This is a genomic window from Anabaena catenula FACHB-362 (assembly GCF_014698735.1).
Taxonomy (GTDB): domain Bacteria; phylum Cyanobacteriota; class Cyanobacteriia; order Cyanobacteriales; family Nostocaceae; genus Anabaena; species Anabaena variabilis_A.
Map to the genome: position 1 here is coordinate 293,752 of NZ_JACJTQ010000001.1, position 14,574 is coordinate 308,325.

A 14,574-nucleotide genomic window follows, 5' to 3' on the forward strand; every position below is an offset into this window, starting at 1 on the left:
ATTCTTCAAATTTCTTACGTTCATCTTCTAGTTTTTGTGAATACACTGGGTTTTTCCACTCATTTCTAGATGTCATGACATAAAGAATCTTTTTACCTTTATACTTAACTTTTTTAAGCAATCCTAAATCGCAAAGATTTTTTAGTGTGCTGAAGGTATAACCCAACAAAGATGATCCATGTTAGTGTTGGGTTTTCTCAACCCAACCTACTATTTTTTTAAAGGTGCGTTATTGAGTGAGAGATAGAGCGACTGTTCTTCACATCTTCTCATTCTCCCACAGTCCGCCAGGGAATAAATTCCCTGTCTAATAGCTCAAGTCTACTAAAGTAGACTAAAGATTGCTTTTCAGTCCACTTTAGTGGACTTTGGCTATTAGCCTGCGATTTCAATCGTAGGCGGTTTAGTTGCGTAGCGTAAGATTTAACTCTTTGCGCCTAACGCACTTCGTGCTAAAGCCTACAGCTCCCGTTAGGGATACGCTTCGCTGGCGCGCCTTTGCGTGATATTATCCCACTATCTAAAATTGGTGTGTTACTAAAATAGAACTATGTATGAAAAATTTATAGATTTTGATGGTATCTTCAATCTTGCATTTAAGCACAGTGAAGAATTGATTGATCTGGGATTTGATATTAGTGATCCTGCTGGTGTAACAGAACTTGAATGGATAGGAAATAAATATCCAGAACTTACAGAACGCTGCAATCAAGCCTTGCTAGAACTCATTGAAAAGCAAGCCAAATCAACTTCTGTGTTTGCTGGTCTTGGATACTCTGATAATAATTTACATAGTTTTTAATCAAACTTACTTCAGAAACTTGACCTAATGAATTATTTCATCATATTGATTGAAATCGTCTTCCGGTAATTGTTTGATATCCCCAAACACATCTGCTAAAGTTTTTTCATCTAGCCATTGATGACGTTCTTTTGTATAGTCTCCTTTACCTGGACTGAAATATTGAATAAACCGAATAGTATCGGCAACTCCCAGAGAATTTATTAATGCATCGTAGCCTTGTTTAATAATTTCATTTTGTGTTTTCATCATTGCTTTCCTCTACTTGTATTACTTCTGCGAGCCATTGCACAGGGTTGTTAATTTTTACGTTAATTAATTGAGAATATTTTTGAGATTTTTTAAGAAGTCTATCATCTGTTGTCAGGAATATATCTGCTTGACTTCTTTCAGCACTTGCAATGTGAGTAGCATCATAGCTGGAGAATCCTAATTTTTGAAGTTCGGTGGCTCTGTTTTCAATGAAGACGCTATTAATAACTTTAATTTTAGCAATCAAGAGTAATTTTTTGACGTTTTGTAGTCTTTCTAAATCAGGTGTTTGATTTAATTCGGAGATTAAAGCACTGCTGTTGATTAATTTCCAATTTTCTGATTGACATTGACTCAGAATTGTCATAACAGCCTGTGCTTCTACATAAATACGAGATTGCATTTGATCATCAAATGGACGATTCAGACAACAAGCGTCAAAATATATTCTATATTGTGTAATCATGATATTTAATCATCTGAATCATAACTATAAAGGGTGAAAACAATAAATGTTTAATTTACAACGAATATTCACCGGATTGGTCTTAAAATCGCTATATATAATATACTGGATCAGTAATTTCTTTGTCGAGATTAAATATTTTTTCCGCAAACGTGCAGCACTGACAAAATCTCAGGAAATTCTCGAATGGGTTAAAACTCAAAATATACCCTTAGATACCAGCGAAGCCTTGAAATTACCTGATCATTTGCTAGGTATTACTCATGATGACTTAGTTCAAGTCCTCCATACATCAGAGGATAGATACTATGTGGCAATCATGATTAATTATAGCTCAGGTATAACAGGTACGACACACAGAGTTAAAGGTATATTTGCTTGTGATGTACCTTTAGAACCCAGATATTTGACCAAAATTCCTAATGTTTGTCACCGAATCAATATATTAGGAGAATATCAAAAACCCTATAAATTTGCTTGGGCGTTTACAAATCTTGAAGTTGACAAACAATACAATGATTGTCTATTTGCAGTTCATCGTCAATTAAACTAATTATTTTATAACTTGATAATAGCTTTTCTGAGTCTACAGAGGTACAAAATTATCTGCATTTATCTGCGTTTATTCTCTTCTATCTGCGGTTAATTCTTTATTCCTGTAATTCACTGAGATGGGAATCAAAATAATAGGTATTTGCGCGAATTTATCCAAAAAAAAATATTATTACTTGATAGGTATCTCTGAAGACAACCTATCGAGTATTGTCTTCATTAATTGCCTTTTTCAGCAAGTGCTTCTAAATGAAAAGCAATATTATTGAGTGCGAACTGAATTTCTGTACTGTGAGGAATACTTCTCCATCGTGGAGTTGTAGCATGATCTAGTGCGGTTGTATCTAAGTATCGTGCAAAAACGATGATTTTTTCTGGATCTGTTGCGGCTGTAGCCAAATTGTCCAAAAATTCTTGAGGTGTCATAGGTTCGCAAATAGTGTAAACATCTGAGAAAATCAGAGATGTTATGAGAATAACTGCTACACCACCATCAATCTGTTCAAAATTGCCTTAAATTTCTCCAATTTGAAAAATAAAACCCGCTTTGTATTTAGGAATAACTCCACTGAAAGCGGGTTTCAAATTTCTGATTTGGTGCGAAATTATCCGACAACTTCAACTGGCTTCGCTTCCGGTAACAACCGTTTCACACCTTGCTTAACAAAAGCTTCCAAAACAGCCATTTTTTGATTTTGCTGGAATACTGTTTGTAGAACTTGGCGTAATTTTTCCAAGTTCAAACCATTTCCTGTTTCTAAAGCTATTTCTTGCTGTTCAAAATACTCAACTAAACTTAACCCAGCAACTCTAGTCAAATAAGCTGCACTCACTCCTTCCACCATTCCTCCAGCAACGAAAGTAACAGCGTTAGTTTTGAGAATACCAGTAACAGCCCTTGTAGAAAGTTCCACTAAACCTAATTTCAACATTAAGCTTCCCATAGTTCTGGCTACTTGTTGCGCTTGTTCTAGGGAAATTTTTTGTTGATAAATATTACCCAAATCCATTACCATTTGAGCATTAATGGCCGCAGTTGCTAAAATATCTAAAGCGGGAATTGGGTTAGCAAAAGCAGCAGCAGCAGCTATCCACTGATTTTGTTCTATGATGGGTGTAGAGCGATCGCGCCGTACCCCATTTAAATAATTTTTCGCCTCAGCTTTCAGCAATAACACTTTCCGTAGAGTAGTCGTACAAACTAGCTGCTTTCCTTGCTGTCCTAAAACTTCCCCTAACTGCTGCGTTAACTGTTGAATGTCTGGTGCTGGTTGTTCCATCCATTCTTGCACAGAACCATCAGCTTCATGTTTCCGCACTTTCACAGAAACGGGAGAAGCCGCAGTTGCGACTACATTACCTTGCATTCTTTGTTTCAATGATTGCAAAACTGTAGCACGTTCATCTACTTGATACTGGTCTTGTTTATTAAAAACCAGCAATGTCGGCTGTTTTACAGCTTTTAGTTGTTGTAAAACTTGAAATTCTGAGTCTGTCAAATCACCGTTTGTCAGGAACAAAACGAAGTCAGATTTTTGCACTTCTGACAAAATAGCTACATTTGAATTTTCACCCAGTTCTGTAAACAAAGGTGCTGTTTCCGAAAAATGTAGAGACGTTGTATCTAACGTCTTGAGAATTTGAATAACTGTACTTTTACCTACAGACTTACCACCAGTGACAGCAACTTGAATTTCTCGTCTGTCTAACTCTAAGGGTAACTTAGCAAGTTGTTGGCGTAGGCTTTCTAAAGCTGGATGGTTTGCGGCTTCTTGTGCGAGTTGATTAATTACAACTCCGGTTTGAGCGATCGCACTTTCTACAGATGCCCTATCTACAACCATATCATTTAGCTGCTCATCAGGGCGATTTTTCTGTAATAACCACAAACCCCCACCCACAGCTAAAGCACTCAGGAGTCCGAATTCTCCCACTTGAACTATTGAATCATGCCAAGTGTCTAACATCCACAGGGAAAAGGACAATCCTAGTCCTCCCACCAATATTGGTTTATGTAACTTCACAATTCTGATTCTCCGCGCTTGGATAGCTTTATCTTCAGAATAGATCAAAACCTGCTTTTGGGAGTGCCACAGGTAAACAGATTTAACTATAAAATACAATTAGGCACTAGTTGAATAAATATTCACTGATTTATAACTTGAGGTTAATACAGATGACACAGGAATTAATCGACCTCAGAAATAGTATTACAGAAGGACGTTACACAGATGCTTTAGCAATTGTGGATGAATTAGAGGGAATGAGTAAAAAGGCTATTTTGCGGCAAATTAAATCTTTTTTAAAGATTCTGTTGATACATTTAATCAAGAATCAAATAGAACAGCGATTAACAAATTCTTGGGCTGCTTCTATTCGTTATGCAATTGTAGAGATTCAAGATGTGAATTTGAAAGATAATAAAAAATCTCATTACATCAATCAAGATGAATGGCAAACTTGGCTTGAGGATGAAGTTACACTAGCAATAGGAGATGCAAGTTTAGAGGTCTTGAATGGTACTTTAAAAAGACAGCAACTTTCGCAAATATTAAATAAACCCCAATTAATATTAAATGCAACTGAGTTATTAGCAATGACATATAACTATCAAAATAGAGAATTACCAGATATTATAGATAATTACCTTGTTCAATTACCAGGGGGAGAAGATTGGAACAATGGCTAGAATTATCAAATAATGCCAAAATAAAATATTAAAATTTAAGGTAAATGAATATGAATACAAAATTGGTTGAATCTCTAGCCCAAATTATTTTATCTTTATCTGAAGAAGAAAGAAAACTATTAGAATTTAAAATTACAAACTTAGCAACATCTCCGACAGTTAACCAATCAAGCAAACAAAATATCTTAGATTTAGAAAATCGTTTAAAACAATTTGAAAAACAATATCACATTTCATCAAGCAGTTTTTACCAGCAATTTAAATCAGGTAAATTAGGAGATGAAATGGACTTTTTTGAGTGGAGTGTCTTCTATGAAATGTGGAATAATTCCCAAGCATTGCGATATTCTACTGAACAAGGTTTGCGCTGTCTTTTTTCAGCCTCTACAAGATGTATTTCACTACCATAGCTAATGAACACATCCACAGGAAAAATATAAAACAGATCAAGATTTTCTACATATACCAACGCAAAATCAAAGTCTGACAGCTGATAAACATCTCTAACCATTATCCGTCTATTTGTTTTCGTGCGGCGATTATCTACCACATAATTACCAGAAGGTTCATCAAACCAAGCATATTTGACTTGTATTTTAATTAAATTTCCCCCAACGTCAAATACTAAATCGTAAGGTAGTCTATCACCAACAGGTTTTAAAACTCCCCAACCACGTTTTAAAGCATGAAGAATAGCAGCTTGTTCTGCTATGTCTCCTCTCAGCTTTGTGTCCATATTAACGTAACTGAATACAATACATACTCTAAACATCTAGCTTGGGAAGCTACAGATAACTTCTCTAGCTAGAATTAGGTAATTTTTGAAGTCAAGAAATTCAAAAATTAAAGCTTGTCTTTAATTTCATTCCAGACATGGATAACACCTTCAATCCAGCTTTGTGTATAAATTTCAGAGTTAAAGTTATATTCCTCCTCATATCTTTCCCAGTTAAAATGCTGAAGCCACATAATTACAGGTGGTTCATCGTTGACTCCGGGAAGACGCTTATGTATATCTCCCCCCTCACCAATATACTTAATTGTTTGATAATCTAGTTCCTCTGCTGCATCTGTTACCCCATCCTTGAAACCTATTTGCTTCCACTTCTCACAGGTTTCTTGTTTCTCTTTTCTCAACCGTGCGATCGCTTTTTCAATTGCTGGAATATCCGTCTTTACCTTAATTTCTTCAATCTGAATTGCTGAATCAATTGCTTGTTGACATATACCAGAAACGTTAAGGTTCTCTTTGAATGTTTGCAACCTTTCATGAAGATTATCAGGAAGAGTGATTGTGATTCGTTGTGCCATGTTCATACATACTTCCTTGTCAAGTATTTACTCAAGATTTTAGTACATACTTTTATTTTTAGTCAATACTATTCATAGTTTTATTTTTTAGTAAATACTTTATGGAGGAGTATTTACTTTTTTTCGATAGGCTTCAAATAGTACATAAAACAAAACCCCGCAATCAATTAAGATTACAGGGTTTGATTTTTTAATTTGGTGGCGGGAAGTGGATTTGAACCACTGACCTTCGGGTTATGCTTACCAACTACAACTTTCGTTGCCTAGTTAAACTAGTTTGTGGTCTGGACTGTCCCTTCACCCTCGTCATTAACGTTAGGGTGTCTGCCTCCCAGTCTCTACACCTTCTCCATTTCTGGAGCTTGGTTCGGGATTACCGCGCTATTGGCTTCCCCGAGTTTGACAGATAAACACATACAAATCTCTTCGTATGCCGCCCAATACAAGACTAACTGATAAGCGTTTAGTTAATCTTAAGTCTTGAGCCCGACGAGCTACCAGGCTGCTCTATCCCGCGTCGCTTTTGTCTCTCGACTTATTCAATATAACTCGAAGTCAAAAGTTTGTCAACTATAAAAACGATAATTCTCCAATTACTTCCAAACGCTTGTATTTTCCAAGGTTCATAAACTTCTCAGATAGGCTCTGGGCAACGCTGGGAGTAATCCAGCCCAGTTGTTGCAGCAGGTGAATGGCTACGGCATATTTTGCCCGTTTGGCTCCATCCATGACTTTTATTGCCAATCCCATGCCTTCACCAAGTCGGCCGATGCACTGCACGCCTTCTGCACCAGCTTTGCTGACAAGTTCGCTGGGAGCTAGGCGCATCAGTTCGGTGTCAAATTCCCCTTCTCCAGCTACCATGTTGGGATGATGGTTCATGGCGCGGACAATGCGTTCCATATCCAAGCTACTGCTGGAGGCAAGCACAGCATATAAAGATGCCATTTGACTGAGTTGCATCAAATATGTGGGTGCGCCACAGTCATCATGGGCGGTGAGAAATTCTTCTGCTGGCATTCGCAGCAATTCTGCCACTTTGGAGATAATTAACTGCTGGACTGGGTGTTTACGATCCAAGTAGCTAGTTAAAGGCCAATGACGTTGTTGACAAACAGCTAACATTCCCGCGTGTTTACCAGAGCAGTTATATTCTAAAGGACTGCTTTTACCTTGAGGAATTGGACATTGGAGCGTAGTGGGGTCAAGATCAGCCCGCCACATAATGTTAAATACCTGCCGTACCTGTTCTATGCTGCCTTTGTGGGAACTGGTGATGATTGCTAAGTCGCGATCGCTGAGTTCATAGCGTTCCAGTGTGCCTGTGGTGGTGACAGCCAGCGCCTGAAATGGTTTGAGGGCAGAACGGACAAAGGCGGCCGTTTCAGCATTGCCAGCGACAGAAAGAGTCCGTCCCCGTTCGTCGCTGACAACAGCCTGGACTATATGCCGAGATTCGATAATACCTTCCCGCAGCAACCGGACTTCCAGTGCTGTGGCTTGAGTTCGTTTTCCCATTGTCATGGGTTTATATTTATAATTTGTGAATTATTCAGTGGTCAGTTGTTAGTCGTCAGTCGTCAGTCGTCAGTTGTCAGTCGTCAGTTGTGTAACACTAATGACCAATGACTAATGACTAATGACTAATTTACGAAAAATGCCAAACTAGAGTACCAATCAGATACATGAGCGCCAAGCCAGCAAAGGTAATTTGTAGGCGTTGGAGGATGGGTTTAATCTCGTAGGAGACAATCAAGCGATCGCGGGAGATGACTTCTTGGGGTTTTGTCCAGGTTTGTCCGTCATACCAGCCTGATTCTTCATAGAAGACCGTAGGACTGTAAAGGCGATCGCGTACATAGTACCAGCCTAAATACAACCGCACCAATACCAACACTACCCCCAAACTGGCTGCTGCGGCTCCACAAAGGAGAAAATGAACAATATACTTATGTGGAGGAAAGCTGGCCGCAGCTACTGGCCCTGCTACTAGCCACGACCAACCCCAAATCCAAAAAATTTTTGTCAGATACCCGCGCCTGCTTAAGATGCTATCTCGAAATAGCCAGGAGTTTTTTAGCTCTTCGTATTCATTGAGCGGTTGTTGCTCTGTAGGAACGGGGCAATTAGAAACCGAGGATCTCATCATCTTGGCTTACCCTCACCGTCATCGGAGTTTGGTAGCGAAATCCGTTCTGCATGAATCCAGAACGCTTCTAAATTATAAAACTCTCGTTCTTTGGGCATCATGATGTGAACGATCACGTCACCATAATCTTGTAGCACCCAACTTCCCTCAGCTTTTCCTTCTGTCCTTAAGGGGCGGCGTTGCAGGTCGCTTTCGACTTTGGCCTCAATTGCTTGAGCGATCGCTCTTACTTGTACTCTAGAGTAGCCAGTCATCATCACAAAGTAATCTGATAGATAAGAGACATCTACTACTCTGAGCAATAAAATCTCTCCTGCTTTGCGTTCCGAGCCTGCTTCGGCGATGGTTCTAGCTAGTTTTCCGCTCACCTCTTCAGTTTCAGCTATTGAACTGCTTACTGTATTCTTTGTCAGAGGGACGGATTGTAATGGGAAATTTCCTTGGAAATAATCAGTCATTCAACCTCAGGTGCTTTTTTCCTTTTATAAGAACTTGTTCAATTTGCTTATTGTTGATAAGCAAACTCACTGCTAATTTATGATTACGTTTTTTTGAATACTAACAAAAAAATCAGTGTTTATGGGAGATGTTTGACAATTAGCCCCTCTGAGCGCCACATTCTACGACAGCGGGGAAACTTCTGCCACAATGCACCAGTAGCGCTTATTTGCGATAGGCTATGTCAATTAAATAGACACGGGGATGGGGAGATGAGGAGACGCGGGGACGCTCAAGACACGGAGACGCGGGGACGCGAGGAAAATTAAGAATTCCCTGTTTACGAATTACGAATTACGAATTAGTTAAACCTCCTGTTTTCTCACGGCTTTGGGACCAATTGCTTTACCGTCTGCGGTTAAAGAGTAACACAACGACTCATAATGATTTAAAGCTTGCTCAAAGGAATAATTTTCCACAGCATATTTACGACTGTTGTCACCTAGGGTTTTCAACTTTTCTTGGTTTTGATAGAGGTCTAAAATTGCCATCGCTAAGGCTTGGGGATCTTCTGGAGGAACGATAACTCCACCACCACTTTGTTTAATCGCTCTAGCGGCTGTACCATTTTCAGGTACAGATCCCACTAACGCGCTGCCGCTGGCAAGTAACACTTGAATTTTGGAGGGCATATTGAAAGATATGACATTTTTCTTCTGCACTACCAAACCTACATCTGCGGCTGCCAACATTTGTGGTAAGTCTTTGCGGGCTTGAAAGGGTAATAATAAAACGTTATCAGCACCCCAGTCTAGACACTGCTGTTGTAAACGTTGTAACCCTTTGGCTTCGCCAACAATCACAAAGGCAATTTCTGTGATATCACGTAGTTTTACCGCAGCTTTAATCACTGTTTCTAAGCCTTGTGTCAGGGCGATGTTCCCTGAATATAAGGCCACAAATTTACCATTTAGGTTATGTGTAGCGCGGAAGGGGTTATCCTCTTTTGGTAATGGGCTGATAAAATTCACGTCAACCCAGTTGGGAATTTGGATAATTTTATCGGCTGCTATACCCTTGGAGAGCAAGTTTTCTACAAACCCATCAGCAATAACGCTAATTTTCGTGGCGGAGGCGTAGGCAAATTTTTCTAATTCTGTAAATATTTTGATCAGTAATTTATTTTTTAGCAAGCCGACGTGGATGGCTGCTTCTGGTAATATATCTTGTAGATTTAAGATAACTGGACAAGCGCGTAACCATCCTAGAAGTGCAGCTGGTACGCACACTGGCAGAGATGGCGATGTGGAAAGAATGACATCTGGCCGCCAGCCGATGATTGCCGGAAAAAAACTGGTGATTACAAAGCTACCATCTAGCATCACCCGATCTAACAGGTTGGGCTGTGGACGAATCCACACATAACTGCGTTGGATTTGAACACCATTTTTATGTTCGGTTACATAAAATTTGCCGCGATATTCTTGGTAAATTTGACGTTCAGGGTAGTTGGGCATAGCTGTAACTACGCGTACTTGATGGCCACGCTTCACCAGTCCCTCTGCTAATTCAGTCATTAGTGGGGCAATACCAATAGGCTCTGGGTGGTAGTTGTAGGAGTAAATTAAAATCCGCATAACAAATTAGTCGGAGTTCCCTGGTTTTTTGTTGAATGACAATAAGTATTTGTCTTCAAAGTCACTTTGGAGCATAATATCTCATTATCTCTTTATACTTCTTTCTTGTCAGTAACTTTTCGTTGAAGATTATGTAAATTTTGATATCAGCTTTTTAAAGAAGATGCAGTTTTTTTAGTAACCATACCATAATGTCAATTTCGGACTTTGTTTTTTTGAGCTTTTACTCTTAAGTCTAAGCATAAAAAGTTTTTATTTATACCAAAAGCTATGTAATAAAGGATACAGTGTATGACAATTAATCGGATCGGCAACTGCTATAAAAGCAAAATTTACCCAGAGCCATAAAATAGACTTGGGTAAATTCAGAAGTTAAATTTGGTAGTTTTAGCTTAAACAGCGAACAGTGAAAAGTTCTGAGGGCAGAAAGGTGGGGTATTTAGACAAGCCACCAAAGCCAGAAAACTAATTTGTGGAGGACTTTAGAAAGTGTAATGAAACTGATAACTGATTAAGTAATAACTGATAACTGTTAAACTGCGCCACTGTTTCTGTTAAACAATATGGTTATGGTTTTGAGAATCAGCCTTAAATCGTAAACTAAAGTCCAATTTTTTTGATACTGTAAATCTAGGCGAATTACATCTTCAAAACTGCGTACTGTCGAGCGACCGTTTACTTGCCATTCGCCGGTCATGCCAGGTTTAACATCTAAACGTTGCCACTCTGGTACTTCATAGCGTTCCACTTCATCAGGGGTAGGTGGCCGAGTACCAACTAAACTCATTTCCCCTTTGAGGACGTTCCAGAATTGAGGTAATTCATCGAGACTTGTGCGTCGTAGAAAGCGACCTACCCTTGTAATTCGGGGATCATTCTCATTTTTAAAGAAAGCACCTTCGACTTGGTTTTTGACTTGAGATTTTTTAGCTTCGGCATCCACGCACATGGAGCGAAATTTCCAAATAGCAAAATGTTTACCCATCCAACCGCAACGGATTTGACGGAAGAAAATCGGACCGGGATCGTTGAGTTGAATGGCGATCGCAATCGGAATGAATAAAAACCCTGTAATTACTAAACCTATCAATGATCCCGCTATATCAATTAGCCTTTTCATCCACGAGGCCACAGAAGGATGAGTTTGGGGTAACGGATCTATTTTCCGAGCAACATTCTTCCGACTATCTCCAGGGTGAATAGATTCTATTGGTTCGACGCTGTTTAGAGACTCAATAGAAAATACCTGATCTAATCCAGTCAGGTTTAGCACTGCCATTACTTGAGGAGTAACATTACGAAGTGCGAATGCGGTTCCTTTTTCCTGAGCATATTTGAAATTACTCACCAAAGCCCCTAATCCACTACTATCCATAAAGGTAGTATTTTGGAAGTCAATGACAACCTGCTGAGGTTTTGAATCACCTTGGATTAAGTTTTGGCAGGTTTGCTTAAAGCCGACAGCTTCAAGCACGGTTAAACGCTTACAGACCTGCACTGTTGCTGTGTCGTTCAGGTAGGTAACTGGGAAATCTGCCTCTGTGGATTGGCTACTCATGAAGCTTTGCACTTTAGTTGCCATCTAAATCTAATCTGCCAAACATTGTTTTGTCCTAGAAAATTACTTAACCAAATTTTTAAACAGTAGGATTAAGGACAAGTGGCTAGTTTTTCGCTCAGAGATGGGAGATCTTCAGCTAGGGTTCACAATAGAACAAGAAGCTAAAAACATACTTGTTGTTGTGCAAAATCAGTGCGATCGCGCTGCTATCTATCATCTCATGATTGCTAAAACTAGAGTTAAACCTACCGCACGCCTGGTTGAAGTTTTTTCTGCTATTCAAGGGGAAGGACTGAATGTCGGGACACGTCAGATTTTTATTCGCTTTGGTCTTTGTGACTTACGTTGTCACTTTTGCGACAGTCCCCATACATGGAATGCACCCTCTATGTGTAAGATAGAGCGTTCACCTGGATTACGAGACTTTGAAATTCATTCTAATCCGGTTCCATTACCCATTTTAATCGAATGGGTGGAAAGGCAAAATCTACCTTCTCTACACGATAGCATCAGCTTAACGGGGGGAGAACCACTTCTTCATGCCCCATTTTTGGCACAATTTCTACCCATCGTGCGATCGCTCACTCATCTACCCATATACTTGGAAACAGGCGGACATCGCCCCGAAGAACTTGGTCTGATTCTTCCTTACCTAGATTCTGTAGGTATGGATTTAAAACTCCCTAGTGTCAGCGGCGAAACTTATTGGACAGAACATAAAAAATTTCTCCAAATTTGTTTTGATGCAAATTTAGAAATTTTTGTCAAAATTATCGTCTCTCAAAAGACAGAGCCAGCGGAATTGGAACGTTCAGCTATGTTGGTCGCTGCGGTCAGTCAGGATATCCCCATCTTTTTACAACCTGTTACGCCTTTGGCAGATCCGGAAAAATTCAGTCAAGTACCGGTTACTGCGCCGACTCCGGATCAAGTCTTAGTATGGCAAGCTTTGATGAAGCAGTTTGTGAAGTCAGTACGAGTGATTCCCCAGACTCATAAAATGCTCAATCAGATGTAAGTTGAGGCAGGGAGCAGGGGGCAGGGGGCAGGGGGCAGGGGGCAGGGGGCAGGGGGCAGGAAGTAATTATTTCTCCCCATCTCCCCATCTCCCCATCTCCCCATCTCCCCATCTGGAGCGTCTCCCCATCTCTTCTACAGTCCACCTTCGTCCATGCTTTTAGATTTGGTTTTGGCTTTGTTGGCGCTGCGTTTAAGGGCAGATAATCTGGCTTCATATCGAGAACGCTGACGCTTGCTAGGGGTGTTTTCAACTAAGGTTTTCAAAGCACTACCTAAACTCTTGTAGGCGTTGGGGAGACTGTAACCAAAACGAGTTGCTAGAGCGATCGCTTTTTCGTCTGCATCGAGTATTTCTTTGAGTTGCTTGTCTCCGTTATTTTTTTGATAGAGTCGCCAACCGGAAACGCCACACAGCGCCAAAGCTAACACCAGCAGCAATCCATCCTGTACCCATAATTCACCCACAGCACCACCTAATCCAATCGCCAGTGCTGCCATTTCCCAACCATCTTTGGGAATCGTGTCATTTTGAACGCGAGCCACTTCGTGCCAGAACAGGAGATTACGCTGATCCATTGCTAGAGCATCCCATTTCACCAAGTCGATTTGAATTTCTACTTGGTCTTTACCAATTTCTTCGCAGCGGACCAGGGGTGGATTAACCTCAGTTGTGCCTTCAACCGTGACCCAACTTTGTAATTCTGGTGGTAGTAAGCTTTTCAACCGACGGAGTTCACTCATTTCCGCTTTGGCTGAGGAGGTTGCATAGGATGTCATAAAATCCAGCCCTAAAAAATTTTAGTATATAGTGAGGGTATCACTTTGGAGTATAGCTATTTCAGTGATAATCCGCCTCACTCATTCGGAAAACTTCCCCGTTTTTTCCGAGCTTCCATTGCTTTTTCTAGCAAATCCAGTAATCCTGGGGCTTCTTCCTGAATACTGAGTAACAGTCTTTCACCGAGTTCTATATTACCTGGGTCGTGACCTGTTACCATCACTTGTTGTAAGCGGGGTAAAGCTATGCTGTCAACAATCTGAATTAATCCACTCAGACAACGGTGAAATTGTCTTTCTGTGAGAATTGAGTCTTCTAGGGGAAACTCAATAATGGCACGAATTTCACCATCGGATGGATCATACTCCCATTGCAGCATTTTGGTTTCCCAGGAAATGGCCAGCATTGTCTGGAGGATAGATGCTTTGTGAGGATGCTCTTTAACTCCTGCCAGAACTTGAGGTGCAAAAACTCGGAAAAATTTTCCCTGTTCATCCAACTGGACAACTATCAGAAAATCTTCTAGGTTTTCAGCTTCTACACCTGTAATAATCCTGTCTTCATCATCATCAAAACGGTATTCCCAGCCAAGGTTGTCTAAGTAATTGGCTATCTGTTTCAGATTAGCTCCCATAAAAGCCTCATAAGGAACGGTGGAGCGGCTGTCACCAGACCTAGTTTAACCTGCTATGGGCATTGATTTAGATTGGTGCAGCTTCTTCTTGAAGAAGTGGATAATTTATCTAGATTCGACCAGTTAAGCCAGAAATACCCTAATTTTACAGGTTAAGGTGAGCATGAGTACCGAAAATTCTCTCAACTCATGTTTGAGCGCAGTTAATCAAGAATTTTCGCCTCACCAATTCCAGTGGTACTGGACAAAATATATCACTTTATTTGCTCATTATCTTGGTGTAGG

At 40.1% G+C, this 14,574-nt stretch carries 17 protein-coding genes; 4 read left to right on the plus strand and 13 right to left on the minus strand.

Annotated elements, in window-relative coordinates; translation table 11 throughout:
• Positions 1-550 precede the first annotated feature (550 nt).
• A complete protein-coding gene (locus H6G68_RS01400; RefSeq protein WP_190904992.1) occupies positions 551-802 on the plus strand; it encodes a hypothetical protein in 252 nt (83 codons plus the stop codon).
• A gap of 24 nt (positions 803-826) precedes the next feature.
• Here the strand turns inward: H6G68_RS01400 and H6G68_RS01405 are convergent, their stop codons facing one another.
• Complete coding sequence (locus H6G68_RS01405) at positions 827-1,051, minus strand: hypothetical protein (RefSeq protein WP_199332471.1); 225 nt, start codon at positions 1,049-1,051, stop codon at positions 827-829.
• Complete coding sequence (locus H6G68_RS01410) at positions 1,035-1,520, minus strand: PIN domain-containing protein (RefSeq protein ID WP_190904994.1); 486 nt, start codon at positions 1,518-1,520, stop codon at positions 1,035-1,037. Before H6G68_RS01410 ends, H6G68_RS01405 begins: the two co-directional genes overlap by 17 nt.
• A 46-nt stretch (positions 1,521-1,566) precedes the next feature.
• On the opposite strand from H6G68_RS01410, the gene H6G68_RS01415 reads away from it, so the two are divergent.
• Complete coding sequence (locus H6G68_RS01415) at positions 1,567-2,073, plus strand: hypothetical protein (protein WP_190904995.1); 507 nt, start codon at positions 1,567-1,569, stop codon at positions 2,071-2,073.
• Positions 2,074-2,291: 218 nt separating this feature from the next.
• On the opposite strand, the gene H6G68_RS01420 is transcribed toward H6G68_RS01415, so the two are convergent.
• Together H6G68_RS01420 and H6G68_RS01425 are read right to left on the minus strand one after the other, a co-directional pair.
• On the minus strand, positions 2,292-2,498 hold the full coding sequence (locus tag H6G68_RS01420; protein WP_190904996.1) for a hypothetical protein: 207 nt from the start codon (positions 2,496-2,498) through the stop codon (positions 2,292-2,294).
• A 179-nt stretch (positions 2,499-2,677) separates the two neighbouring features.
• Entirely contained in the window at positions 2,678-4,096 is a 1,419-nt protein-coding gene (locus H6G68_RS01425) for a YcjF family protein (RefSeq protein WP_190905098.1), read from the minus strand.
• Between the two features lie 152 nt (positions 4,097-4,248).
• Here H6G68_RS01425 and H6G68_RS01430 point away from each other — a divergent pair, with 152 nt between their 5' ends.
• Positions 4,249-4,761 (plus strand): DUF29 family protein, encoded by a 513-nt coding sequence (locus H6G68_RS01430; protein ID WP_190904997.1) that lies wholly within the window; start codon positions 4,249-4,251, stop codon positions 4,759-4,761.
• A gap of 310 nt (positions 4,762-5,071) precedes the next feature.
• Here the strand turns inward: H6G68_RS01430 and H6G68_RS01435 are convergent, their stop codons facing one another.
• The 7 genes from H6G68_RS01435 to H6G68_RS01465 all read right to left on the minus strand — a co-directional run bounded on the left by H6G68_RS01435 (position 5,072) and on the right by H6G68_RS01465 (position 11,878).
• Positions 5,072-5,497, minus strand: coding sequence for a group I intron-associated PD-(D/E)XK endonuclease (locus H6G68_RS01435; protein WP_190904998.1), 426 nt, complete (start codon positions 5,495-5,497; stop codon positions 5,072-5,074).
• Positions 5,498-5,604: 107 nt separating this feature from the next.
• Entirely contained in the window at positions 5,605-6,078 is a 474-nt protein-coding gene (locus H6G68_RS01440; protein WP_190904999.1) for an SAM domain-containing protein, read from the minus strand.
• Positions 6,079-6,642: 564 nt separating this feature from the next.
• On the minus strand, positions 6,643-7,596 hold the full coding sequence (locus H6G68_RS01445; protein WP_190905000.1) for an asparaginase: 954 nt from the start codon (positions 7,594-7,596) through the stop codon (positions 6,643-6,645).
• A gap of 124 nt (positions 7,597-7,720) precedes the next feature.
• Entirely contained in the window at positions 7,721-8,221 is a 501-nt protein-coding gene (locus H6G68_RS01450) for a CGLD27 family protein (protein WP_190905001.1), read from the minus strand.
• Positions 8,218-8,679 carry a ribosome silencing factor gene (gene rsfS / locus H6G68_RS01455; RefSeq protein ID WP_127052519.1) on the minus strand — a complete coding sequence of 154 codons (462 nt, stop codon included), beginning with the start codon at positions 8,677-8,679 and terminating at the stop codon, positions 8,218-8,220. Before rsfS ends, H6G68_RS01450 begins: the two co-directional genes overlap by 4 nt.
• 345 nt (positions 8,680-9,024) lie before the next feature.
• On the minus strand, positions 9,025-10,296 hold the full coding sequence (locus H6G68_RS01460; protein ID WP_190905002.1) for a glycosyltransferase family 4 protein: 1,272 nt from the start codon (positions 10,294-10,296) through the stop codon (positions 9,025-9,027).
• Between the two features lie 532 nt (positions 10,297-10,828).
• Positions 10,829-11,878, minus strand: a complete 1,050-nt coding sequence (locus H6G68_RS01465) for an anti-sigma factor antagonist (RefSeq protein WP_190905003.1) — start codon at positions 11,876-11,878, stop codon at positions 10,829-10,831.
• A 199-nt stretch (positions 11,879-12,077) separates the two neighbouring features.
• On the opposite strand from H6G68_RS01465, the gene H6G68_RS01470 reads away from it, so the two are divergent.
• Positions 12,078-12,875 (plus strand): 7-carboxy-7-deazaguanine synthase QueE, encoded by a 798-nt coding sequence (locus H6G68_RS01470; protein ID WP_190905099.1) that lies wholly within the window; start codon positions 12,078-12,080, stop codon positions 12,873-12,875.
• Positions 12,876-13,009: 134 nt separating this feature from the next.
• Here H6G68_RS01470 and H6G68_RS01475 read toward each other — a convergent pair whose 3' ends face one another.
• On the minus strand, positions 13,010-13,654 hold the full coding sequence (locus H6G68_RS01475; protein WP_071191558.1) for a DUF3318 domain-containing protein: 645 nt from the start codon (positions 13,652-13,654) through the stop codon (positions 13,010-13,012).
• 77 nt (positions 13,655-13,731) lie between these two features.
• Positions 13,732-14,289, minus strand: a complete 558-nt coding sequence (locus H6G68_RS01480) for a hypothetical protein (RefSeq protein ID WP_071191557.1) — start codon at positions 14,287-14,289, stop codon at positions 13,732-13,734.
• Between the last annotated feature and the right edge of the window lie 285 nt (positions 14,290-14,574).

What these genes read in the sequence shown, in the direction of transcription:
- H6G68_RS01400 (WP_190904992.1), top strand. Translation starts at nt 551, where the DNA reads ATGTATGAAAAATTTATAGATTTTGATGGTATCTTCAATCTTGCATTT.
- H6G68_RS01405 (WP_199332471.1), bottom strand. Translation starts at nt 1,051, where the DNA reads ATGAAAACACAAAATGAAATTATTAAACAAGGCTACGATGCATTAATA.
- H6G68_RS01410 (WP_190904994.1), bottom strand. Translation starts at nt 1,520, where the DNA reads ATGATTACACAATATAGAATATATTTTGACGCTTGTTGTCTGAATCGT.
- H6G68_RS01415 (WP_190904995.1), top strand. Translation starts at nt 1,567, where the DNA reads ATGTTTAATTTACAACGAATATTCACCGGATTGGTCTTAAAATCGCTA.
- H6G68_RS01420 (WP_190904996.1), bottom strand. Translation starts at nt 2,498, where the DNA reads ATGACACCTCAAGAATTTTTGGACAATTTGGCTACAGCCGCAACAGAT.
- H6G68_RS01430 (WP_190904997.1), top strand. Translation starts at nt 4,249, where the DNA reads ATGACACAGGAATTAATCGACCTCAGAAATAGTATTACAGAAGGACGT.
- H6G68_RS01435 (WP_190904998.1), bottom strand. Translation starts at nt 5,497, where the DNA reads ATGGACACAAAGCTGAGAGGAGACATAGCAGAACAAGCTGCTATTCTT.
- H6G68_RS01440 (WP_190904999.1), bottom strand. Translation starts at nt 6,078, where the DNA reads ATGAACATGGCACAACGAATCACAATCACTCTTCCTGATAATCTTCAT.
- H6G68_RS01445 (WP_190905000.1), bottom strand. Translation starts at nt 7,596, where the DNA reads ATGACAATGGGAAAACGAACTCAAGCCACAGCACTGGAAGTCCGGTTG.
- H6G68_RS01450 (WP_190905001.1), bottom strand. Translation starts at nt 8,221, where the DNA reads ATGATGAGATCCTCGGTTTCTAATTGCCCCGTTCCTACAGAGCAACAA.
- rsfS (WP_127052519.1), bottom strand. Translation starts at nt 8,679, where the DNA reads ATGACTGATTATTTCCAAGGAAATTTCCCATTACAATCCGTCCCTCTG.
- H6G68_RS01460 (WP_190905002.1), bottom strand. Translation starts at nt 10,296, where the DNA reads ATGCGGATTTTAATTTACTCCTACAACTACCACCCAGAGCCTATTGGT.
- H6G68_RS01465 (WP_190905003.1), bottom strand. Translation starts at nt 11,878, where the DNA reads ATGGCAACTAAAGTGCAAAGCTTCATGAGTAGCCAATCCACAGAGGCA.
- H6G68_RS01470 (WP_190905099.1), top strand. Translation starts at nt 12,078, where the DNA reads ATGATTGCTAAAACTAGAGTTAAACCTACCGCACGCCTGGTTGAAGTT.
- H6G68_RS01475 (WP_071191558.1), bottom strand. Translation starts at nt 13,654, where the DNA reads ATGACATCCTATGCAACCTCCTCAGCCAAAGCGGAAATGAGTGAACTC.
- H6G68_RS01480 (WP_071191557.1), bottom strand. Translation starts at nt 14,289, where the DNA reads ATGGGAGCTAATCTGAAACAGATAGCCAATTACTTAGACAACCTTGGC.